Raw genomic sequence first — 22,471 nt, forward strand, 5'->3', positions numbered from 1 at the left:
TGGTTAAGAAGTAATTCCTTAACCTTATCATCAGATAGAAGAAATTTTTACCACTAAAAAAACCGAAAAGGCCCCTGGGTCCTTCTCGGCTTATGTCTGGCTCTAATTGTCCAGCTCATTTCCACCAATTACGATTTTTTCGGTTTTAAAATCAAAATAATATAACTTTTATCTAGAGTAAAATCCCAGTCCACAAAGATGTCCATGACTTGAGTATCTAAAATGGATTCAAAAACGGATGGATCTAGTAACCGTTTCTCAAGCTGCCTTTTACTTAAGCGTAACTGTTCGCTGAATCCTGATTGAATAAGCTCTTTTTCAATTCGAACAAGAATACCTTTTCGATCGACGACCAAGGTTCTTGAATTTAGAAAAAGGGAATCCACTTGTTCTGGCGCCTTCTCAGCTTGTTCACTCACCTTAATAATTTCTTCATGAACTCTATCTTTATTTGGATAGTCCTCCAGGGAAAGAAGCTCTTCTTCATCGCTTTCTTCTTTGACCACTCCTACAATGATACCCGAGCGATTTTTTAACGACCAATCGTAATAAATGTTCTCTACGTGGATGTCAGCTGTCACACGTAAGGTAGCTTTTATTTCAGGAATCAGTTCCTGCATTAGATAATCACGGGTTTCTTCAACTTTCATAAAATTCTTTTGGCCGACTAACACCCGTTCCATTGGTGCAAGAAAGTCACTTAAATAAATCGTAATAAACGGATGCTCAATAGACACATACACGGAAGAGGGTCCTTTTCCGAAGTTATCACGGAATAACTTCCCTGTATAACTTGCAATTTCTGCTTGAACTGAATTTTTCTCCATAGATCTCATTCCTTTTTAACAGCCATATTAGACCGCCTTTTAGTTCATGAATTTTTTACCACTAATCTATAGATCGTAAACTTTAATTTTCAAAACTCTTGATCAGCTGCTCGCACAGCAGTGCATTGGCCAAACAGATCTCAATGACTTCATCCAGTTCATTGTCTTCCATTTCCTTAAGGTCTTGCACACAATCATGACAAATTTGAGCACAGGTTTGACAAATCTCTTTCGCAATGGGCGAGTCCTTCTCTACAATATCTTTTGCATGATGATAAGCTTCCATACTTTTCTTTGCAAAATGGATACCTGTCAACCCAAGTAATGACTTGTCAAACGTTGGTTTATCAATTTGTTTCATAAGAATGCCTCCAAAGATACCATGTACATCTGGTATTATAAAATTTTCCATTAAAAAAAGCCAAAAAAGGTACGGGCCACGTATCCTTTTTTGGCTTATGTCTAGCTCTATTGTCTAGTTCATTTCCACCAATGGTTATTTAGATTTGATTGCTCACATTATTTATCGATTGATCTTCGTAATGATTAGGGAAAAAGTGTTCTGCCTTTTTCCTATTCACTATTCTAACGTGAATGGAATGGTTTTTAAAGGGGGGTGCTAAACTTTTCTTAAAGCCCGGCGTTCAGCGTAGGATAGACAATGAAAACAAACCGCTGCCTTTTGCCCCTGGTCGTCCAGATAGTAACTGGGTTTGTGGGCTTTCCTTTTACAAATATAGCATCTTTCCTGCTTGAACAGCTTCTTAATAATATTAGCCATACCATCATACCTTTTTTGTTTAGGTTCATTTTAGTATACCTGGTTCAGTGCACGACGTGCAAAACATTTCTGACTATAAGGAGTCCACTTGAACGACCATGGTGTAAGATACTTCTCCCTGTGGCCATTGCCCCAGCACCTCATATACATATTCACCTGATTCAGAAGGTAAGGTCCATGTTCCCTCCTCCGAAATATGCTCCATTTCCTGTTCATTTTCCCATAGATAAACTTGGATATCTTCAGCTTGCTCACTAAACGAAATCTCAGCCTCTGCCTCGGCCTGCACTTTCTCTTTATCCATTGCCTCAGCCATTTCCGTGGGAGAAGCCGAATCTGTGGTCACCGTTTCTTTAGAGAAAAGCGTACCTCGCTCCCATTGATAAGCCCCGCTTTCAAGGTCAACCTTTTGGTCGTTTACTTGAACCTTCCCCGCAGGCGGCTCATCCATTTGATTCGAAGAACACCCCGCCAATAAAAACACCACAAAAACTAAAAACCTCACCCAATATCCCCCCTTTTTTCGTTTTTCACTGTCTTATGGGTACCAGGTACAGAAAATAGACCATCGCGTACCTGGTACCTAAAGTTTTAAAAAAAGAACAGCGAGAATGTATCCTGCTGACATAATGAGGAACAAATACGTAAATGCCCCGCAGTAAAGGAGCTTGCCTTCTTTTTTCTTCATTTGCTTCGATGAGAAATGTGAAAATCCAAGTAAGGACCCTCCCACAATCGTGACCAAACCGAATAACGGATGGATGATGACAGCCAAAGCTATGCCTATAACAAATAGTCCTAATGATAAATTAAACTTTCTATCAGAGTTCACGTCGTTTCTCCCTCTCTTTTGTACCTGGTACGCATGTTTATATTTTCGGTACCTGGTACATTTTTATAGTACATATTTGCTTTTTTATAAATCTCGATTATAAAGGTGGTAAATTGCCAAACTAATTGTGGGAATTGGTGCTAAAAATATCAGCAGGGAAACTTGAAATAGAACCCCGATACAAAACGGCAGAAAGAATGACAACAAGTAGCCGGCTGGTTTATTTTTATGTAATACCGCTATTGATATCCACATGCTTATGACATAAACTGCGGTAAGTGAAACTACTGCTGTTATGGCTCCAATCCAAATATCTACACCCCCTTAATAAACTTTAGCTAGTACGACGAACGATAGATAAAGAGTTGAGATAGCTAAAAACGTGATCATTGCCAGCACTTCAACTGTAGAAAAAAGAATCCATTCAAACTGAACCCCAAGCATAAATAGACTTAAATAAATGAATACGGCTATGCTCGTGTAAGCCATCCCCCTTTGTTGAATCCACTTCCTTCGTTCATCTTTCTTGTTAAACACAGGATGCAAGTAACTAAGACAAAAACTAATGACCGCAATCGATGCCATGCTATACGTCATAATTGGCGGAGTACTTCCAGCCATGAAACCGATCACAGCTATAAATATAGCCATCATCGCTGCAAGTAACCCTAAAATCAGAAATAGTTTAGAATAAGGATTCACTAGTCGTACCCTCCTCTTGTTCAGAAATACTTCTCTTTTACCCAATCGATTTGGTATGAGAACCGGCCTCTTCATCCTTTTTCCAATACGATCTCACTCCATTGTTTATCATCCGCGCCTGATTAGGTACTTGAATTCCTACGAGGGATGAACTGAGCAAATCCACGGACGAGGCAGCAGCGTTAATGATAATTAACAATTTGAACGTACTTGTCAGCAGACCTAAAGCACCTAAGATGAATGGCAGCACAATAGATAAAATGAGAAATGGAGCCAGTGCAATGAGCAGGAATCGTCTTTTTGTCATACTTTGTTCTGTATAAACAAAACCCACGAGCCAGTTTACTCCGACAAACGTACGGTCAGACTTTTTGAAATTCGGAACAAAAATGAGATGAATGCCTTCATGAATAATGAGCAGGACGAAGAACAGTACAAGACTCATTAAATTAATGGTAATCGTGAAAGAACTTGAATCAATACCGAAATCGCGGAAATAAATACCGGCTGAGAAGTGAATGACTCCGATTGCGATGATTACATTTATGATCATAAAAGGAATGGAAAGCAAGATTGAGGTGATTAACTTCTTAGGTTCTTTTAGCGGGGTCCATCCTTTTTCAATAAGTTGTTGATGATGTTGTTCATTAAACTCCGGTAATTTAGTTGTCAGCTTCATATTTTCCTCCTATCTATTCAAAGCCCCACCTTACTCATTTACTGCTTCTCTTCGTTTATCGGTTGATCGTGTCGCTTTTTTTACGAATTCTACTATTGCTCCAATGAAAAGAATAGCTGAATTAAAGAGCCACAGTAACCAGAACCGACTGTCCGCCTGATACGTAACGACGGTAGAATATAAAAATCCTATGCTTAACAGCAAATTAAAAATTATTCGTTTGTTCACTATTCTACCACTCCTTTAATAAAATACAGACAGTGATTAGGAGGTTGATAGTTTATATGATTCATACGAAGAATTTATTTCATTTCGCTTATCACCTGGCATTATCATGTCTTTTTCCCGTCGTTAGTTGCACTAACTAAAATTCCAGGAGTACCGATCTATAGTGGCTTAAGCATATTAAGATAAAAACGGAGCAGGATAACGAACGGTTCCACTAACACCTTTTAAGGCTCCAGTCTGCAATTCTTTAACCATATAGGCTTCTTCAGGTACTTGAGATGGCGGGTAAATCCCCTTATCTTTTGCCTGAGTAAAGCCGAAGCGAGGATAAAAGTCCGAATGCCCTAAAACCACTGCCGACGTAAAGCCCAGTTCTTGAGCTTCCAAAAGCCCTTCTCGAACGAGCAAGCTTCCAATGCCTTTCTTTTGGACAGGTGGATGAACAGCCATGGGAGCAAGAGCAAGGGATGGGTTCGCTCTCGCACTTGATTCAATCATAATCTTGGTAAATAGAATGCGGCCGACAATTTTGTCGTTTTGATCGATCGCAACGAGAGATAGCTCAGGAATAAAGTTTTCCGTTTCCCTCAGTTTTCAATGAGAACGCCTTCATCTTCTTGACCGAATGCTAAGTCATTTACTTTTTTTATGGATAAGTAATCCTCTTTGGCTTCAGCCCTGATTTTGTACATTTGACTTCCTACTTTCTTAACGATTTAACCGTACATTTAGTTTCAAGATTCTGTAATGTCCACTACGTAAGATTTCAATTCTTTTATTTTCCCTTCTTTAAATGTATTAAATTTATAAATGTCACAGAAGCTGTATATCTTTGTTTCTTCTGTTCCTTTCATATAGATGGTCCCATCGACTGCTGCGGTTATACCGTGAGTAATCACATGGTTAAATACGATTTTCACTTCTGCATCATTTTTCATTTCTTCTAAGGCTATAGAGAATGCCTCTTTTCCTTCTATTTTGTCTGTTCCTACCATTTCCCAGGCAATATTTTCGGTCACGTGATCTAATACGAATTCATGATCACCTTTAATAAAAGCCTCGTTAAATTCGCGGAGCAGCTGTTCTTTTTTGCTCATTGTCAAGCACCCTCTCCATTATTGGTACTTTTAGTTTAGCATAGGTACACTCCTTAATCGGGCGAAAATTCTAATTTAGCCGCGTTTCCAGCTGTTAGCCGCGATCTTACTATTTCAACAAAAAAGCTGCCTTCATTGAAGACAGCATCCTTCCTTTCTATTTTGTATCTATAACAGGACGACTAACTTGTATCCCCTCTTGTTCACGAGGTTTTCTTTTTATAAAAAAGGATAAAACGAGACCAACGAGTGCTGAAATACCTGCGACAATGAAGGACACGTTCACCCCATGGATCATGCCTTCTACACCCTCATCAGGTATCGCTCCATTCGCCATCACAGTGACAAGCAGCGCTGTACCAACAGCCCCAGACACTTGCCGCATTGTATTATTCATGGCTGTTCCGTGCGGGATTAAGTGAGTCGGAAGCTGGTTAAGCCCAGCAGTGGTAACCGGCATCATCACCATCGCCACACCAAACATCCGCGCTGCATTCACGACAGCTAAATACGTAAAGGTCGTATCCGAATCCAAATTTGTAAACATAAAGGTTGTGATCGTTACAATAACGAGCCCGATAATCGCCAGCCATCTTGCCCCAAACTTATCAAAAAGCCGGCCTGTAACAGGGTTCATGAATCCCATGACGAGCGCTCCCGGCAACAACATTAAACCAGATTCAAATGCGGTAAATCCCAGCATGTTCTGCATAAGCAGCGGTAAAATTGTAGCTCCGCCGATTAAAGCAATGAACATGACCATTCCTAATGCTGTCGTTAATGTAAATACCTTGATTTTAAAAACTCTGAACTCAAGGATCGGCTGTTTCAGTTTAAATTGCCTTAAGATAAACCATGTTAAAGCAATTACCCCTACAACCATCGACACAACGACTTGTTGGGCACCCCAGCCCGCGTTACCTGCCGTACTGAAGCCATACAACAAGCCTCCAAACCCTAATGACGATAGAATAATAGAGAGTACATCTACTTTTGGGAAGGTCTGTTTCGTTACATTTTTAAGAATAAAATAAGCCACAATAAAATCAATAATGACAACTGGTAATATGACGTAAAACAAGCTTCGCCAAGGAAATTGCTCGACAAGCCACCCGGACAAAGTCGGTCCAATCGCTGGTGCGAACGAAATAACAAGGCCAAACATCCCCATCGCTGAACCGCGTTTCTCAATCGGATACACCATCATGAGAATCGTCTGCATCAGCGGCATAATAATACCAGCGCCTGATGCCTGAATAACTCTTCCTACCATTAATATTGAAAAGTTGGGAGCAATTGCACAAATGGCCGTACCCACTGCAAATAATCCCATTGCCGTTAAAAATAATGCCCGTGTTGTAAACCGCTCAATTAAAAAAGCTGTAATTGGAATCATAATGCCGTTAACGAGCATAAAGATTGAGGTGAGCCACTGGGCTGTACTGGCATCTAAACTTAGGTCTCTCATAATATGTGGTAAAGCTGTAGCTAATAATGTTTGATTTAAAATAGCTGCAAAAGCACCAGAAATGAGAATGAGCATTAATGGTCCACGGTTAATTTTCTCCTCAGTAATCTGTCGTTCATCCATCTCTCTTCCTTCTTTCTAGATGTGTTCTATACTCTTTATACAATGAAAAATAGTAACATATTATTTCGTTGATCGAAAGAAATTTGTTTAGGGTCCTAATTATTTATGTGCGCAAAACCCGAATGCTTTGATTCTATTAAAAGAAAACAGGTACACTACTAATAGGTAAAAAAAGAGAAAGGATGGATAGACATGGGACAAGACATTCAAGGTAAAATTGCTTATGTTACAGGAGCTGGACGCGGGATTGGTCGTGCTGCCGCCCTGGAACTTGCTCGCGAAGGGGTAAACGTTGGACTTATCGCACGAACGGAAAGCCGGTTGAAAGAAGTGGCTGCAGAGGCTGAAGCGCTTGGAGTAAAAGCAAGCTATGCCACAGCGGATATTGCAGAAATGAACGAAGTAGATGAAGCGGTCTCTCATTTAAGAAATGAACTAGGTGCCGCTGACATTTTAATTAACAATGCTGCCATCAGTTCTAAAGGTTCCTTCCTTGAAATAGAACCGGAAGATTGGAAGAAAACCTTCGAAGTTAACGTATTCGGTACGTACCATGTTACCCGTGCGGTACTTCCTGATTTAATTGAAAAGGACAAAGGGGACATTATTAACATCTCGTCCAGTAATGGTTTGAAAGGTACAGCAGGATCGACGGCTTATAGTGGTTCGAAGTTTGCCATTCAAGGCATGACGGAAGCACTTATGCAGGAAGTTCGACGCCATAATATTCGAGTTTTCACGATGAACCCTAGTCTAGTTGCGACGGAGCTAGCTTTCGGAGATAAGCTGGACGAGCAAGATAAAGAAAAATACATGCAGCCTGAAGACTTAGCCGAATACATGGTTGCTCAATTAAAGCTTCACCAGCGGATATTCATCAAAACCTCCCTTCAATGGGCAACCAATCCTTTTTAATAACGATTGCTAAAAAGCGCTAAGTGGTAACACTCTTAGCGCTTTTTTCATAAAGCTAATAACTGGATAAAGGAGATAATCCAACGTTCACCCACTTATAAAGTCACATATCTGTCATCCTATGTATGGTTCCAGCCATAGTAAAATCCCAATGGCACTAACAAAAACCAATCCAATTTGAACAATAGTTATTTTATAGTTTGTTCTGTTCTCAGAAAACCTCCATTCCACATACAATTGAAAAATAAGTTGAAACGTGGGGAATAACAATGAAGCTAACAGAAAGAACAAAGAGTTCGGCTGGATGAAAGCCATACTGCTTAATAGAATAACAGCGAAGGAGATGCCTAAAATCCAGTCTCCTCGTTTATGAAAATCGTTGACATGTTCAGGAAAAATAAGCTTCTTTTGATCGGCACCCATTCTCCGTCTCAAGATGTTTGGCATACCTTCAATAAGAAAAACAGCAGCCCCCATCATCACAAAAAACTCGAGCCAGAATTCAGCACCCAGTCCGTGTTGTTCCATGACCGTCACCTCCTATACAATAGCCTTCTTTCTCTTATACGATTGTCTTCTGATTACAGTTTCAGAAAATATAAAAAGCACGAGAATCTCTGGACGATTCTCGTGCCATTTTAATGTGGGGAAGTTATTCTTATTAGTTATGGCTATAGGTTCGAGCTCCTTCGCGTACAGCGATGAATTCTGGACGTTCCTTCCCGCCAGAATACGGTTTGACGAGCTGATTTTCAACACTATTATAAACCATGAACAGGTTATTTCGGCTGTATGGGGTGATATTCCCATTTGAACCGTGCATGGTATTGCTTTCAAAAAGAGTGATGGACCCGGCTTTTCCAGTTGGGACAGAGATTCCACCGCCTTTTTCAGCCAGCCATCTTAAACTATCATGATCGGGAACACCGAGCTTTTGTTTTTGTAGGGATTCTTTGTAGTTGTCGTCTGGCGTTTCACCTATGCAACTGACGTAATAGTTTTGGGACCCTGGTATAAGCATCAAAGGCCCGTTAAATGTATAGTTATCAGAAAGGGCGATGGATAAGCTGACAGCCCTCATACGCGGCATGCCATCTTCAACGTGCCACGTTTCAAAATCAGAATGCCAATCGAACTCTTTTCCTGTAAAGCCTGGTTTGTAATTAATTCGGGATTGGTGAATGTATACGTCGCTTCCCAGCAAGTGATTCACAATATCTAGAATGCGCTGATCATTCGCTACGTCTTTAAAATAATTGTCATCTTCGTGCACATGGAAAATGGAGCGAATTTCATCACTTTCTGGTTCGCGGATAACTTTGTCTGAAAAAGTATCTCGACTGTCGTCCTGCAATTCAAAGATTCCTTTTTGCATTTGCGAAACTTCCTCATCAGAAAAGAAGTTTTCAATTTGCAGGAAGCCATTTTTTTCATAAAAGTCGAGCTGTTCACTTGAAATAGGTGCTTCACTGTCTTTAGAGCGGTCCGTGTGAATAACGGGGTCCTTTCTTTCTAAAATTTCAGGTCGGTTATTTTGTCTGGATGGATAAAGATCTTTCACTATCAAACACTCCTCATTAAAAGTAAAGATTTTCAATCACGAAGCCGTTTTCATTGTTGAAAACATTCAAAATACTTCCCCACGTACGCTACTTCTTCCCACTGTACTATGGTTTAAACTATTATTTTAGTAAAATTAAAATAAAATTAGAAAAAATTTGATAACAAGAGATAGAGCGAGATATCACTATATAATTTCTATACAAAATCATACAAAAACTCTCATCCTCTCTCATTCGTCTTCATCCTTTTTTATAATTCATTATATTTATATAGTTAATGAATTATATTTGACTTCCATAAGCGCGACTTCTACGATCATCAAATGATGCATAGGTTAAGCATACCTACGCAGGAGGTGGAGAAGAAATGGATGTGTTTTTTTATATCACTATTATTGTGGCGTTAACCCTCATGTATAACGCCTATGAGAAAAAGAAAAGCTACGAAGTAAAAGCTAAGGAAATTGAGCTGGAGCATAAGAAAGTAGAAGTTGAAAAACTTCGGTTGGAGAAGGTAATACTTGAGGAAAAAGAATAACGATCCTATTTCGTTCTATGATCATTTAAAAAGCCGACTCGTCAAAGGCCCCCACCTTTGACGAGTCAGCTTACTATTTTTCAATAGATTAATAGTTTACAGCCGCATAAGAGTTAATGCGTCCATCGTTAAAGTAGTAGCCTGTTCCATAAATTGAATCAGCTGTGTTCTCGATAGCTGCACGAATTTCAGAATTGCTGCGTCCTTGACTAGCTAATAACCCTGCTAGACCGGCAACATGGGGTGAAGCCATTGACGTACCGGACATATAAGCATAGCCGCCATTTGGTACAGTAGAAGCGATATCTACACCCGGTGCAGTGACATCAACCCACGTTCCATAATTGGAGAAGGATGCTTTGTTATCATATTGATCAACAGCGCCTACAGCAATGGCATTCGCATATGATGCAGGTTCAAATGTAGTAGATACCCCGTCGTTTCCTGCTGCTGCAATGACAACAGACCCTTGATTCCACGCATAATTTACTGCGTTTTCAAGTGTTTGTGTATCGCAATCACACCCTAGTGAGAGGTTAATAACTTCAGCACCCTGGTCGGCTGAGTAGCGAATTGAATCGGCAATGGCAGCAAGTGAACCACTTCCGTTTGCATCAAGTGCCCGGACAGCTAAGATTTCTGTATTAGGCGCCATGCCTGCGACTCCTTGGGCATTGTTTGTTTCAGCCGCTGCTGTGCCTGCTACGTGGGTACCGTGCCCATTTTCATCCATTGGATTATAGTCATAATCAATAAAATCATAGCCGCGGACTGTTTTCCCATCTAAATCAGGATGGTTATAGTCCACTCCTGAGTCTACAACCGCGATTTGCTGACTGCTGCTTCCTCTCGTTATGTCCCATGCTGATTCGGTGTTCGTATTCTGCGGACCATATTGCGCGCTGCTGTAGTAAGTATCGTTAGGAGTCCATGTTGTTTCAAACTCGTAGTTAGGCTCAGCATATTCTACGTTTGGATTGTTGTTCAAAGATTCCACTGCTTTTTCCACATTACCAACCTTTAATACTTTAAAATCAGATTCAACCACATCTTTATCTTCAATCTCTGAAGCACTTGCTCCTTTAATGGCAGCTTGTTCTGCCGCTTTTCCTTTTCCTTCTTTAAACTTAACGACAACTTCACCTTTGACATAATCTCCCTTGCTCACTTCAGACTTCGTCTCCACTTTAGGCAGTTCGGATTTTGTGTCAGCTGAAGCTTCTCCTGCATTCGGCATAAGTGACAGGGTAACTGCCAGCGACAGTGTAGCTAAACCTTTCCACTTCATAAAAAAATTCCTCCTTTATTTTGGTTCTGTAATACAGATTCACCAAAATATGGAGGAATTCCTGCTGTTTCGACTTGGGAAAGGTTCAGTGATTTTAGTCTGTTAAAGAGCCTTTCAAGCCTGCCACTTGGGCAATTTATTCTTTTCCGAGCACGAGAAGTCCGTGCATCTTCTTCATTACATACGGGCCTATTAACTCACGCGGCGGTACTCCGTAATAGGATTTAACAGCGATTTTATCAGCCTTCTTCTTTTCCACTATGTACTGATTGATCTTCGCTTCTGGCGCCGTGCTTGGCTCAATGACTATTGTATTATCAATTCTCACACTAAATTTTCCACTAATTTTCAATTTCTTTTTTCCAAAGTATAGTTCTTTAATCGGTTCGATGGTCAATCTGTCCTTTCATTCTCAGTTTCCTTCAGCTGGTTTGATGCTAAAAGAAGGTTTGATAATAAACATACGCCACACCAATCGATAACAGTGAAGCAATCGACCTTGTCACTCGTAAAGGAAGTTTTAGTTCCTTGAGTAACACGATGCTTATCATACCAGCCACTATCATACAGGTGCCTAAAGAGAATAGGTGGAACACAATGTTATTTATTGAACCATGATCTACCTCTCCAAACAATACGACACCTCCATTTATCTCTACTGTCTCATCCCCTGCGACCTACTTTACTATTTTTATATATTCAGTCGCTGCACATTCTTTACATTGGATCAACACATCTGCCAACTTTTTATTTGTAAATGACACATGTCTCGGCCCCATGGAACGGCCTTTGCAGTATTCACAATCATAACGATCCGTAATGGAAAAAATGTACGAATGAAAATCAAGTCGCAAAGACTCAGTCATATGACTCCCTCCTCTGACCTAATAGACCCCGAACCTATACCTATTCTATCGGACTTATTCGACAAATTTATACATATTCCTTCCTGTATAAGAAAATTTTTCTCAAAAAAATAAAGACCCCCTCTATTTAGGGCGTCTTATGACTTATTAATCGCATGAATTAAAGTCATCAATGTCGGTGATACCGTGTTCATATCTACTAATCCATCCTCACATTCTCTTACTTTATCTAGTTGCTGCAAAAAATAATCATCCTGAGACTTAAACCGCAGTTCCCCTGAACAAATTTGTCCTTTTACACTCAATACTTGTTCATGTAGCCATGCTCGATCCAACGATCATCTCTCCTTTACCGTCAATGTATATTTAGACAGTATAGGCGGCAGCTCGCAAAAATATACCTCTTTTTCATGTGAAAATGGTTAAATATACAAAAAAAACAGAGCGGACACACTCTGGTCAGCTTGTGGAGAAACACCTGTTTTTCAGCAAGCTTTTTTTCTTGCCGCCAGGAGCGAAGGCCCCTTGGAAACTATTGAAGACAGAAAAAGACTCTCCTTCACCAAGCTCACCCTTGCTAGATGGAGGACAGTCTTTCTCATATTCTTACAGTCAGCCGTCATCAGCACCTGTTCCTTCACTTTCTCTTTTCTCATGTAGGAAATCCATTTCCCTTCATTGGAAAGCCGGTTCAGCCTCAAGAACCACCGGTAGGCCACATTGGTCTGGATCTGCTGTTCTAACTCACGTTCTGAACAGTTGCCATGAAAATAGGGGGCCAGAGATGGGCGGCCATTATCTTCAGGATAGACCTGCCCCCGTTCCATGACAGACAAAGTATAGATGGTTTTTAAGAGTAGAACATACGAATAGGTTTGTAGATTGATCTCTGTTGATGCCACGATGAGCGTTCGGGGATGACGCCTGGTCGATTAAAACCGGCCACGTCCGGTGCGTCGCGGGAACAGTGCGAGCCGAAGATCCATTTGGTCAAGTGAACTTCTTGACTAAGTTAGCTGAAGCCGTGCCCGCGGCAAGTATCCACCGACAAGCGATTCGTGAGATTCAACTTCAAACTTTAACAGCTTTTTTAGATTAGAAAGGACTTTTTCAGTGGCCACAAGTTTTTGACGGAACGATGGGGAAAATCCTTTCTTGAACATAAATAATCCGAACTGATTTCTATAGAATCGTTCAGATTATTTTATGCGTCATTTAGTATTGTTCCAAGCTTTTTACTCTTCTCTTTTCGTGACATATTCGTTAGGTTCTTCGCCACCCTGGCTATTATGGTTTTTAAATGGACTTAACCGGCCATTACGATGTTCCCCATGATTTTTGTTTTCTTTAAACTGATGATTGACTTTCTTATCTTTATTCGACATCTTCATCCTCCCTTTCGTATGATTGATATTGATAGCATTTGAAAGAGGGGGAGGATTTATACTTCTTAAGAACTCTTTTCTTTCACTGACTTTTTCTTAAGAACCTTTTTCAACTCTTCTTTATACTTCGTCTCCACCAAAATATAAAGGAAATCGCCTTCCTTTATTTTGGTTTCACCATACGGCGTAATCACGTGATGAGTAAGAGATGCTCCAGCTACGGAACGAACCGTCGTCCATTTCGTATGTAAACCACCTTCGAACAAGATGATCACGAGAGCAAACACGCCGATAATTTGAGCTGTACATACATTATCAAAATAAATAAGTCCGAGCCCGGTGCTCCCGACAATCATTCCTACTAAGATGAACAAAACGAGGGAAGGAATGCCCCATCGGCTTTAAAACCGGGCCACTAATATTCCACTGAAAAAAAGCAAAGCGGTAATTAGCAAAAAAGAGTCTGTTCCAAATGATTCAAATAGCATATACGCTTGAGTCTCCTTGTGGTGAATTTAAGCAGTTACAATTGGGGGATACAGTCAATCACGAGGGATTTAAAATACGTGAAGGATAGAGGGATAATGATTAAAATTTATCCCAATTGCTTTTTTCACGCTGACTTCAAGTTTTCCACCTACAAAAAAAGAACCAACTAAAGGTGATTTCAAACTGTCGGAAAAAACTTAGACCTGGAGAAACGTCGTTTTCCGTGGGTGAAAAGAGTTGCTGTTTCTCCAACCTAAGGCAAAAAAATGCTTGTAGAGAAAGCCATCGTTTCTCTACAAGCAGATAGGATACCTCTTTGAGGCTCACTTTTCGTAATTAATCATGATAGTCGCTTCTAAATAATAATTCTTTTGGTACTTCCGTTCCTCTTGTGCCGCGTAAATCTGCTTCCTTCATCTCCGTTGGATAGAAGACGATTAAACTACCTTTGTTCATATCTGCAAGTTTTTTTGGAAGTAATTCTAGTTCAGGGTGCCAAGCAACCGTTCCGCGACGCGCACTGACAAGAATCACGAGATCATTGGATTTAATACCCGTTAAATCCTCTTCATATAACGATTCCCAGCTCTCCGAAGAGTAAAAGTCAATCGGTACATTAGGACGGATGCGCTTGGACACGGCTTCATACGTGTCGAGATTATCACGTACCACATAGCTTTTCAGCGAAGCATTAAGCTGAGCGGCAATGTCTTTAATAATCGAAATGGAATCTTCAAAGCCAGGCTTAAATGCAACATTGTTAGGGATGATTACAATAATGCGTTCCGTCGTATTCAGCGGATGACGAATCCTCGTAATCAATGAGCGCTGATACGTATGCTCTAAGAAATTATCGATAATGCCGCCAAATATTTTTTGGCTGCCTACTCGCTGACCATTCCAACCGGCAATGATCGTCGTGATTCGCTCTTCAGCCACTGCACGTTCAATTCCACGTCCGATGTTTCGGTCGACTCGTGTTAAAAGCTTCACGGGTACGTCCGCTCCAGAAGCATAGATCACCGAGTGACCGAGCATTCTTTCAGCCTGTGCCACTTCTGTACTTGCTTTCTTTAAGTCTTTTTGCACGACGCTGAGCGGATAAAGCGGTTCTCCAGTTCCTTTTGCTTTTTTAATGACAAACCCTAAGTCCATAAGTGACTCCATCGTTCCTGGGTTAGCCAGCGGAATTAAAATTCGCTCCGGCATACTTTCCATTTGCGGCGTCTGTTCTTGAGAAGTAGAAAGCTTGCGCGCATATTTTTCTGAAAAGTAAGGTCCTAAAATACAAGTCATTAAAATCATCACGATGACTGCGTTGACCGTTTGCTGATTGAGCAAACCAATCTCATACCCTACAAGCGTCGATGCTAAAGTGGCAGCAGCCTGAGAAATGGACAAACCAAAGATGATTTTTCTTTCCTGCACAGAATACGCGTAAATCTTACTCGTAATAAAACCAGCAGCAGCCTTACCAAACACAACAGCAAATGCAATCAATGCCGTAACCAGCCACGCTTCTGGATTAGAAATTAAAACACTTAAGTCCATTAACATCCCAACAGATAATAAGAAGAAAGGAATGAATAGAGCATTAGCTGTAAAACGAATGCGATTCATTAATGGACCATGGTCATAGATGTAACGGTTTAATGCTAAACCAGCCAGGAAAGCACCGATGATCGGCTGCAGACCGGCAAATAGAGCGATACTGCCTGCAACGAATAAGATCGCCATCACAAAATTAAATTCGGTAGCACCGTCATTATTGGAGTTTCGGAAAAACCATCGGGACACATATGGGGTCACGATGAAGATTCCGCCAGCAAAGAGGGCAGTAGCAATGATGAGCTGGGCCCAGAAAGTAACGGAAAGCTCGCCTTCAGCCGCCCCTGTAACAACAGCGAGCACGAGCATCGCTAACGTGTCGGTTAATAGCGTTCCCCCTATCGCTGTTGTCACGGCTTTATTTTTCGTCACTCCAAGACGGCTGACAATAGGATAACCCAGCAGCGTATGGGAGCCGACAATGGACCCTAGTAAAATAGACGCTGGAATACTAAAGCCTAAATAAACGCCTACAAGCGTTCCTAGAGTGAGAGGGATCGAGAAGGATAATAATCCGAATACGATACTTCGGTTACGGTATTTTTTAAAACCGTCAATATCCAGTTCAAGACCCGCTATAAAAATAATAAATAATAATCCTACGGTTCCTAGCAGTTCGATGGTCGAATCTCTCGCTAACCAATTCAATCCGTTAGGACCAATGATAATACCGGCTACAATCGGCCCGATGATAGCAGGAATTCTTAGTTTTCCCATTAAGATAGGAAAAAATAGAAAGATTAATACAGCTAAACCAAAGATAATGACTGGTTCCTGTAATGGAATGTTCATCGTTTAACCCTCACAATCTACAAAGACCATCACTGACACTAAGAGTCAACTACATATCAACATATGGGTCGATTTCTATTATTTTTTGTGTCACTCCTGCTTCTTCCTCAAAAGTGTCACTATATGAGTCAATAATATACTATACATCTTTCTCAAAAGACAATACATACACACACATTCACAAAATTTTAATGTTTCTCTGCCTAACGAATTTTATAAAAACGAAGGTTGTAAACGGATTCTTTCCTATTTTATACTAGAGATATCAGGAGGGGTAATAATGGCGATACGCTTAACCACATTCTACATGATTGGAATTGTTCTTTTTACTTTAATCACTCTATTTTTACCGCATTTATTAAGCTACTTCTGGGTGGCGTTAAGTGTACTACTTATCATAGGTTTTGGTTACCTTAGTTTTCATTATTTACGAAAAATATTCGGAATGATGGCTCAACAAAAGAAAAACCATTAAAAAAGGTCTCCATCGTCTGTATGACGGGAGACCTTTTTCTTCGTATTACAATGCTTTCACGAGCCCTCCATCTACTACGAGCGCCTGCCCCGTTACGTACGTATTGCCCCCAGAGGCTAAGAACACGACGGTCCTGGCAAACTCATCGGGCTCTCCATAACGCTTTATGGGTATCGATTGAGCAGCCTGCTCTTTTACCTCATCTACAGAAACACCCAGTGATTCTGCCTTCTTTTGATCAAGACTTTCTACACGGTCCGTTGCAATTCTTCCCGGCCCCACGGTGTTAATCAATATATTATCGGGCGCTAATTCTTGAGATAAACTTTTCGATAATCCTACAATTCCTGCTCGAAATGTATTTGAAAGAATTAGATGATCAAGGGACTGCTTAATGGAAGAAGAAGCAATGTTAATAATATGGCCGCTTTGCTGCTTTTTCATAGATGGAAGCACTTCCCGAATAGTCCTTGTAAAGCTAAGAAGATTAAGCTCAAAGGCCTGCTGCCAATCTTCATCTGAAAAATCATCAAACGTCCCAGCTGGAGGTCCTCCAGCATTATTGATAAGTACATCGACAGTCCCGTTCCAGTTAACCGCTTTTTGCACCAGTTTCTTAATGTGATCAGGATTCGTCACATCACAAACTTCATAGGCGACGTTCTCGTTCCCAGATTGTTCAATAATATCGTTTTTGGAACGTTCTAATTCCTTTTCGTTACGACTTGAAATAAGTACGCTGGCCCCTTCCTTAGCAAATTCCAGAGCTGTTGCCTTACCCAGTCCTTTACTTGCTGCCGTTACGACTACAGACTTACCTTGTAACTGTAAATCCATTTCATCCACCCTCTCCTTTTTATGTAAGCTCAGTATATCAAAAAAGGAGCACGAGACGCGGCCCGGCGTCTTGTGCTCCTTCTGCTTATACGTATTGTAAAGCAATATCGTATTTATTCAATGTCGCACGAATCTCTTCTTGGAGTTCTCTAGATGGTACATCCATTGGCAGACGCAAATGAGGTTCAATTTTGCCCATCATGCCAAGGGCGGCTTTTACAGGGGCAGGATTGGTATCTTTGAAAAGAACGTCGTTTAGCTCCATCAACTCATAGTGGAGTTTCTGCGCACGTTCTATGTCACCGTCAAACCAGGCATCGTGCATCTCAGCCACTTTACCAGGTAACACGTTTGCCGTAGCGCTGACTGAACCTGCACCGCCAATAGCTAGCATCGGATAGCATAGCAGCTCGATTCCTGAGAATAAAAGAAAGTCTCGGCCACAGCGTTGAAGGACGCGATTGACATGCTCAAAATCTTTGTTCGACTCTTTAACTCCAATGATATTAGGACAGTCTTTCGTCAGCTGAGCTAACGTATCGACGTGTAGATTTTGTGCTGTACGCCCAGGAATATTATAAATGATAATCGGAATCTCCACAGAGTCTGCTACCGTTTTGAAGTGCTTATAAAGAGCATGCTGATTAGGCTTGTTGTAATAAGGCACAATAACCATCGCAGCATCAGCCCCGATTTGCTCGGCTTTTTTCGTTAAGCGCATGGTTTCATCATGATTTGTCGATCCTGTACCTGGTACAAAAGGAACACGGCCGTTAATTGTTTTAAACGAATGTTCCATAACTTGCTCACGCTCTTCTAGTGTTAAGGAGCTCGGCTCTCCTGACGTTCCCGTTACCGAGATTCCATGCGTGCCGTTCGCTAATTGAAATTCAATCAGTTCACTCATTTTTTCAAAATCAATCGCTCCGTCTGCTTTAAACGGTGTAATGACTGGGGTAATCGATCCTCTTAACCTTGATTTAATTTCACTATAATCAATTGCCATTCTTTCATTCCTCCTTTGCTTTTATAAACGTACGTCAAGCATGTTTGCCTGTGCATGAAAGTCGTGCATCTCGAAATCGGCAATAAAATTGTTCCAGGCTACAACCACTGGCTCATCGTGACCGAGTAATGATTCATGAAACAGACGTATCTTTAGTTGATCATTCGCAGCTTGCGAGCTGATTTCACAAACTCCTTTTGCCCGAAAGCCTTGATAAGAAACAGTGACTTCATAAGATCCGGAACACGGTAAAAAATAAGCCGGATCAATCTTCACTTCGATTGTTTTCCCATATCCGTTCATCTGTCCCACCATCTCGTACTCTTTCCCTAAGTAATCGTTCACCTTCTCTACTCTTCCAGTGGATATTAATTCACGCAGCAACGTAGACCCGACTTTTTGTTCATGTTTCTCGAGTTTAGAAACCGTCGTCACGGCAAAACGGCCGCGGCTGTCTAAAGTGAGCTGCTCCATTGTGCCTTTTCCTTTAAATCCGTATTTATAGTCGAACCCAGCCACAGCATGCTGCACGTTTAACCCACATAAATAGGCATCCGTGAACTGATCGTGCGGAATTTTTGCCACTTGTTCATTAAATTCTACGACATACATAAGATCGACACCGAGCTGCTCAAAGATCTCTGCTTTTACAGGTAACGGTGTTAAATAATGCGTAACTTTAGGACCTTTTGGAATCACTGACGAAGGGTGTGGAAAAAAGGTCATCACCGCCAACTTCAGCTTTTTCCGATCTGCGATGGCTTTTGCCCTTTTAATGATTTCCTGATGCCCTAGATGGACGCCATCAAAAAATCCCAGCGCCATGACACACGGCTCACTCGCCCCTTGTATTTCCGACCGTATCGGAAAATCAATGTGAATCTGCTCCATTCTCCCACCCCTCCTTGTTTATGAAGTCACTTGATTGTTGTATTTACCTTCAAAGAAGGTAAGCGGTTCGCCATCTTGCACACTTAAGTTAATGACTTCGCCAATATATAACATGTGATCCCCCGCTTCATGAGAATCATAGACGTTGCACGCCAAGCTCACGAGCGAATTTTCGATGACTGGCATTCCTTCGAACGTATCAAAAGCTACCTCTCGATCTTTTAATTGACCTGCAAAAATCATCGACATCTCCTGTTGAGAATCCGATAAAATATTAACGGTAAACTTTTGGGCTTCTTGAATCGTTTGATTCATTTTGGCGTTTTTTCCGACGGATATAAGGATAAGCTTAGGATCGAGTGAAACAGACATAAACGCGTTAGCCGTCATGCCATGCACGTCACCGTTAGCTTCCGAAGCAATGACGGTGACCCCTGTGGCAAACTTTCCCATAGCTGTTCGGAACATACGATCATCCATTATTGATCACCTCATTTATTGATTTGACTCAAGAATGAGCCTGTTGGTTGAACATGAACTTACACTCCAGGGAGGTAGGTACATCCCCCTCCTGCCAACGCGATACCATGCCTGCTGCATCAGAAAGGAGAATTCTTTAGATCACGAAGGTTGGTTTACGCTTCTTCAACTTCGCTGCTTTCAATTCCACTTTCTCTTCATTATGGACATGTAATACTTCTGTCGCTTCCTCAAACCAGCAGTCAGGCGCTTCATGACCCCAGAAAGTCTGACGCATCGGATCATCTAAGTCCCAGCGGATCGGTTTGAAATCCGGGTCACTCGTTAAATAATCGCCATTGTACAATTCAATACGGTGGCCGTCAGGATCCCTTAAATACAAGAAGAAAGCATTCGATAAACCGTGACGACCTGGCCCGCGCTCAATGTTCGGACCATAGCCTAAAGAGGCAAGCACATCGCAGCCATCAATTAAACTCATCGGATCCTTCAGCCAAAACCCTACGTGATGAAGCCGGGGTCCTTCCCCGTTCATAAAAGCAACGTCGTGTACACTTGGCTTACGATGCAGCCAGGAAGCCCACACTTTATCCTCTTCGCCAGCGGTATACTCCGAGCAGGCAAATCCGAGTTCCTTCATATAATAATTCTGGGCCGCTTCCACATCAGGAACCATACAATTGAAATGGTCGATGCGCTGTACTTTCGCACCTTTATACAGGTCATATTGCTGCAGTTTGCGGTCCACAGTATCCATGGTGGCATAGAATTCAACAGGCAGCCCGGACACGTCTTGATAACGGAAAGCACGGCCAAGCGCTTTTTGCTGATCGATCCACTTTACTTCATAGCCATCCTGCTCAAGCTTAGCTGCCAAGTGATCCAGGTCCGCTTCTGAGCGTACTTTATAGCTGATGACTTCCAGTGCTGGCTCAGCTTTTTTCTTCAACAGCAAACTATGATGGTTATGCTCTTCTAAGCCTCTAAGAAAAATCTGCTCCTTATCTGACTCTGTTTCTATAAAACCAAGGGCATCGTAGAACTTGCGGGATTTTTCCAGGTCCTTCACGTGTAAAACGGCGCGACCTGAACGAATAATATCAAAGCTCACATTCTCACTCCTCACACATTAGTCGGTTTTGAAGACTTCACATTATTTAAAAAATCCTGTACGTATGCTTTATACGGCTCTTTATCAAACTGTTCAAAATAAGTCATGCCCATTTTTACCGGATCTCCGAAAAAATAATATTCATAATGAGTCTGACGACTGCCGAATGCACTCATTGTTACGTCCCATGCCAGACGGAAAAGCTTCACCCGGTCATAGCCTTCTAGATTTTTAGATTGCAGCGCGCGGTCAAGCAATGGTCCCATTTCCTCGTGGTGAAAATCCGCTTCAGAAGGAATCCCCATTAGCCCTGAAGCTCCTAGAATACGAAGGATTTCTGTGATACGCGGATACACTCTCGGGTACCAGTTACGCGCTGCATTTAATGCTTCAAAGTCAGGAGTCATCGTGCCCCATTTATCTAATTTTGCGTTATGCTCCGCTTTATATAGATGAGACTTCATATTTTCCAAAATCAGCATCACTTCTGTGCCTTTATCCATAACGTGCTGAAACTTATCGATGCCGATGGAGTCCATGACGCTCAAAATAACACCGAGAACAAATTCCGTTTTTACGATATTTTTAGCGACGACTTGATGAGACATATGAACAACAGCATTCGTTTCCAAAAACGTTCGGTTGCAAATCGATGAATTGCCGCATACAAACACTTTCTCCCACGGCACAAAGACATGATCAAAGTAGACGATCGCATCTCCTTCTTCAAAGCGGCTGCTTAACGGGTGATCCCATTCATGTTTTCCGTAGTCAAACGATTCACGGCTGAAAAATTTAAGTCCTGGCGTATTATTAGGGACAACAAAGGCGAGTGAATACGGATCATCAAGCTCTCCCGCTTTTTTCACAGTAGAAGGGAAGACTAGAATTTCATCCGTAATGCCGCCTTGCGTTGCCAATAAGCGGGCGCCATCCACTACGATACCGTCACTGCGCTTTTCTACTAAATGCAGGGCTACATTCGCATCCTTCTGCTCGTGCTGTGCTTTTTGACGGTTCACTTGAGGATGGATCAACGTGTGCGTTAAACTAATGTCATTTTCACGCGCGTAGTCATAATAATTCTTTGCATTTTCTGCAAACATTGGATCATCTTCGGCGAATAAGTCATTCGCTACACCCATAGCCATTACTTCTGCGTTTAAGTAATCAGGAGAACGCCCCATCATCCCACCGGATAGACGAGCCCATTCTTGAATGGCTTCTCTTCTTTTAATCAGATCCTCTATCGTTTCCGGGCGGTAGAACGTCATCCCTACCTGGTCACCTGTCTGTGGAGATGTATACAGCATTTTATCTTGTTTTTCATACTGCGTATCGTAAAGTTTCGCCATCGATTGAATGACATTTTTAAAAGCCGGGTGCGTCGTTGGATCCTCCACTCGCTCCCCGCCAATGTACACATTGTTTTTCGCTTTCTTTAATCGATCGATATATTGAGCTCCTGTTTTTGCAGGCATCGTAAATTCC

30 protein-coding genes are annotated in these 22,471 nt (G+C 41.5%); 3 read left to right on the forward strand and 27 right to left on the reverse strand.

What is annotated here, in order from left to right:
* Nucleotides 1-128 precede the first annotated feature (128 nt).
* The 10 genes from IEV27_RS05410 to IEV27_RS05455 form a co-directional block, all read right to left on the reverse strand.
* Nucleotides 129-827 (reverse strand): Na-translocating system protein MpsC family protein, encoded by a 699-nt coding sequence (locus IEV27_RS05410; protein WP_188376414.1) that lies wholly within the window; start codon nt 825-827, stop codon nt 129-131.
* 82 nt (nt 828-909) lie between these two features.
* The gene (locus tag IEV27_RS05415) at nt 910-1,188 is read right to left on the reverse strand and encodes a four-helix bundle copper-binding protein (RefSeq protein WP_188376415.1); all 279 of its coding nucleotides are present in this window, start codon (nt 1,186-1,188) and stop codon (nt 910-912) included.
* Nucleotides 1,189-1,681: 493 nt separating this feature from the next.
* The gene (locus tag IEV27_RS05420; protein ID WP_188376416.1) at nt 1,682-2,113 is read right to left on the reverse strand and encodes a hypothetical protein; all 432 of its coding nucleotides are present in this window, start codon (nt 2,111-2,113) and stop codon (nt 1,682-1,684) included.
* 78 nt (nt 2,114-2,191) lie between these two features.
* Nucleotides 2,192-2,440: a hypothetical protein gene (locus IEV27_RS05425; protein ID WP_188376417.1), complete on the reverse strand. Its 249-nt coding sequence runs from the start codon at nt 2,438-2,440 to the stop codon at nt 2,192-2,194.
* A 324-nt stretch (nt 2,441-2,764) separates the two neighbouring features.
* Nucleotides 2,765-3,142, reverse strand: coding sequence for a permease (locus IEV27_RS05430; RefSeq protein ID WP_188376418.1), 378 nt, complete (start codon nt 3,140-3,142; stop codon nt 2,765-2,767).
* 37 nt (nt 3,143-3,179) lie between these two features.
* Nucleotides 3,180-3,821: a DUF3267 domain-containing protein gene (locus IEV27_RS05435; protein WP_188376419.1), complete on the reverse strand. Its 642-nt coding sequence runs from the start codon at nt 3,819-3,821 to the stop codon at nt 3,180-3,182.
* Nucleotides 3,822-3,851: 30 nt separating this feature from the next.
* Nucleotides 3,852-4,049 (reverse strand): hypothetical protein, encoded by a 198-nt coding sequence (locus tag IEV27_RS05440; protein WP_188376420.1) that lies wholly within the window; start codon nt 4,047-4,049, stop codon nt 3,852-3,854.
* Nucleotides 4,050-4,226: 177 nt separating this feature from the next.
* Nucleotides 4,227-4,640, reverse strand: a complete 414-nt coding sequence (locus IEV27_RS05445) for a GNAT family N-acetyltransferase (RefSeq protein WP_245345347.1) — start codon at nt 4,638-4,640, stop codon at nt 4,227-4,229.
* A gap of 143 nt (nt 4,641-4,783) precedes the next feature.
* Nucleotides 4,784-5,146 carry a nuclear transport factor 2 family protein gene (locus IEV27_RS05450; RefSeq protein ID WP_188376421.1) on the reverse strand — a complete coding sequence of 121 codons (363 nt, stop codon included), beginning with the start codon at nt 5,144-5,146 and terminating at the stop codon, nt 4,784-4,786.
* Between the two features lie 157 nt (nt 5,147-5,303).
* Nucleotides 5,304-6,737 carry an MDR family MFS transporter gene (locus tag IEV27_RS05455; RefSeq protein ID WP_188376422.1) on the reverse strand — a complete coding sequence of 478 codons (1,434 nt, stop codon included), beginning with the start codon at nt 6,735-6,737 and terminating at the stop codon, nt 5,304-5,306.
* Nucleotides 6,738-6,929: 192 nt separating this feature from the next.
* Between IEV27_RS05455 and IEV27_RS05460 the strand changes: the two genes are divergently transcribed.
* Nucleotides 6,930-7,652 (forward strand): 3-ketoacyl-ACP reductase, encoded by a 723-nt coding sequence (locus IEV27_RS05460; protein WP_188376423.1) that lies wholly within the window; start codon nt 6,930-6,932, stop codon nt 7,650-7,652.
* A 114-nt stretch (nt 7,653-7,766) separates the two neighbouring features.
* Here the strand turns inward: IEV27_RS05460 and IEV27_RS05465 are convergent, their stop codons facing one another.
* A complete protein-coding gene (locus IEV27_RS05465; RefSeq protein ID WP_188376424.1) occupies nt 7,767-8,180 on the reverse strand; it encodes a DUF4181 domain-containing protein in 414 nt (137 codons plus the stop codon).
* Between the two features lie 133 nt (nt 8,181-8,313).
* Entirely contained in the window at nt 8,314-9,213 is a 900-nt protein-coding gene (gene thpD / locus IEV27_RS05470; protein ID WP_188376425.1) for an ectoine hydroxylase, read from the reverse strand.
* Nucleotides 9,214-9,581: 368 nt separating this feature from the next.
* Between thpD and IEV27_RS05475 the strand changes: the two genes are divergently transcribed.
* Nucleotides 9,582-9,752 carry a hypothetical protein gene (locus IEV27_RS05475; protein WP_188376426.1) on the forward strand — a complete coding sequence of 57 codons (171 nt, stop codon included), beginning with the start codon at nt 9,582-9,584 and terminating at the stop codon, nt 9,750-9,752.
* An 88-nt stretch (nt 9,753-9,840) separates the two neighbouring features.
* Here the strand turns inward: IEV27_RS05475 and IEV27_RS05480 are convergent, their stop codons facing one another.
* The 9 genes from IEV27_RS05480 to IEV27_RS05520 form a co-directional block, all read right to left on the reverse strand.
* The gene (locus IEV27_RS05480) at nt 9,841-11,040 is read right to left on the reverse strand and encodes a S8 family peptidase (protein ID WP_188376427.1); all 1,200 of its coding nucleotides are present in this window, start codon (nt 11,038-11,040) and stop codon (nt 9,841-9,843) included.
* A gap of 136 nt (nt 11,041-11,176) precedes the next feature.
* On the reverse strand, nt 11,177-11,368 hold the full coding sequence (locus IEV27_RS05485) for a hypothetical protein (protein ID WP_188376428.1): 192 nt from the start codon (nt 11,366-11,368) through the stop codon (nt 11,177-11,179).
* Nucleotides 11,369-11,477: 109 nt separating this feature from the next.
* Nucleotides 11,478-11,675: a hypothetical protein gene (locus tag IEV27_RS05490; RefSeq protein WP_188376429.1), complete on the reverse strand. Its 198-nt coding sequence runs from the start codon at nt 11,673-11,675 to the stop codon at nt 11,478-11,480.
* Between the two features lie 42 nt (nt 11,676-11,717).
* Nucleotides 11,718-11,906, reverse strand: coding sequence for a hypothetical protein (locus IEV27_RS05495; RefSeq protein WP_188376430.1), 189 nt, complete (start codon nt 11,904-11,906; stop codon nt 11,718-11,720).
* Between the two features lie 137 nt (nt 11,907-12,043).
* Complete coding sequence (locus IEV27_RS05500) at nt 12,044-12,241, reverse strand: hypothetical protein (RefSeq protein ID WP_188376431.1); 198 nt, start codon at nt 12,239-12,241, stop codon at nt 12,044-12,046.
* Nucleotides 12,242-12,391: 150 nt separating this feature from the next.
* Entirely contained in the window at nt 12,392-12,808 is a 417-nt protein-coding gene (locus IEV27_RS20185) for a transposase (protein ID WP_188376432.1), read from the reverse strand.
* A gap of 333 nt (nt 12,809-13,141) precedes the next feature.
* Nucleotides 13,142-13,291 carry a hypothetical protein gene (locus tag IEV27_RS05510; protein ID WP_188376433.1) on the reverse strand — a complete coding sequence of 50 codons (150 nt, stop codon included), beginning with the start codon at nt 13,289-13,291 and terminating at the stop codon, nt 13,142-13,144.
* Between the two features lie 65 nt (nt 13,292-13,356).
* The gene (locus tag IEV27_RS05515) at nt 13,357-13,680 is read right to left on the reverse strand and encodes a cation:proton antiporter domain-containing protein (RefSeq protein WP_268235635.1); all 324 of its coding nucleotides are present in this window, start codon (nt 13,678-13,680) and stop codon (nt 13,357-13,359) included.
* Between the two features lie 436 nt (nt 13,681-14,116).
* Complete coding sequence (locus IEV27_RS05520) at nt 14,117-16,180, reverse strand: cation:proton antiporter (RefSeq protein ID WP_188376434.1); 2,064 nt, start codon at nt 16,178-16,180, stop codon at nt 14,117-14,119.
* 280 nt (nt 16,181-16,460) lie between these two features.
* Between IEV27_RS05520 and IEV27_RS05525 the strand changes: the two genes are divergently transcribed.
* Nucleotides 16,461-16,655: a hypothetical protein gene (locus IEV27_RS05525; RefSeq protein ID WP_188376435.1), complete on the forward strand. Its 195-nt coding sequence runs from the start codon at nt 16,461-16,463 to the stop codon at nt 16,653-16,655.
* Nucleotides 16,656-16,700: 45 nt separating this feature from the next.
* Here the strand turns inward: IEV27_RS05525 and IEV27_RS05530 are convergent, their stop codons facing one another.
* From IEV27_RS05530 to hpaB, 6 genes are all read right to left on the reverse strand, one after another.
* Nucleotides 16,701-17,492, reverse strand: a complete 792-nt coding sequence (locus tag IEV27_RS05530) for an SDR family oxidoreductase (RefSeq protein WP_188376436.1) — start codon at nt 17,490-17,492, stop codon at nt 16,701-16,703.
* An 85-nt stretch (nt 17,493-17,577) separates the two neighbouring features.
* The gene (gene hpaI / locus IEV27_RS05535; RefSeq protein WP_188376826.1) at nt 17,578-18,492 is read right to left on the reverse strand and encodes a 2,4-dihydroxyhept-2-ene-1,7-dioic acid aldolase; all 915 of its coding nucleotides are present in this window, start codon (nt 18,490-18,492) and stop codon (nt 17,578-17,580) included.
* 27 nt (nt 18,493-18,519) lie between these two features.
* Nucleotides 18,520-19,389, reverse strand: a complete 870-nt coding sequence (locus tag IEV27_RS05540) for an FAD synthetase family protein (RefSeq protein ID WP_188376437.1) — start codon at nt 19,387-19,389, stop codon at nt 18,520-18,522.
* 18 nt (nt 19,390-19,407) lie between these two features.
* A complete protein-coding gene (locus IEV27_RS05545) occupies nt 19,408-19,869 on the reverse strand; it encodes a flavin reductase family protein (RefSeq protein WP_188376438.1) in 462 nt (153 codons plus the stop codon).
* 136 nt (nt 19,870-20,005) lie between these two features.
* The gene (gene hpaD, locus IEV27_RS05550) at nt 20,006-20,980 is read right to left on the reverse strand and encodes a 3,4-dihydroxyphenylacetate 2,3-dioxygenase (RefSeq protein WP_188376439.1); all 975 of its coding nucleotides are present in this window, start codon (nt 20,978-20,980) and stop codon (nt 20,006-20,008) included.
* An 11-nt stretch (nt 20,981-20,991) separates the two neighbouring features.
* Nucleotides 20,992-22,461, reverse strand: coding sequence for a 4-hydroxyphenylacetate 3-monooxygenase, oxygenase component (hpaB, locus tag IEV27_RS05555; RefSeq protein ID WP_188376440.1), 1,470 nt, complete (start codon nt 22,459-22,461; stop codon nt 20,992-20,994).
* Nucleotides 22,462-22,471 lie beyond the last annotated feature (10 nt).

The sequence above is a fragment of the Halobacillus andaensis genome (genome assembly GCF_014636475.1).
Lineage (GTDB): Bacteria > Bacillota > Bacilli > Bacillales > Halobacillaceae > Halobacillus_A > Halobacillus_A andaensis.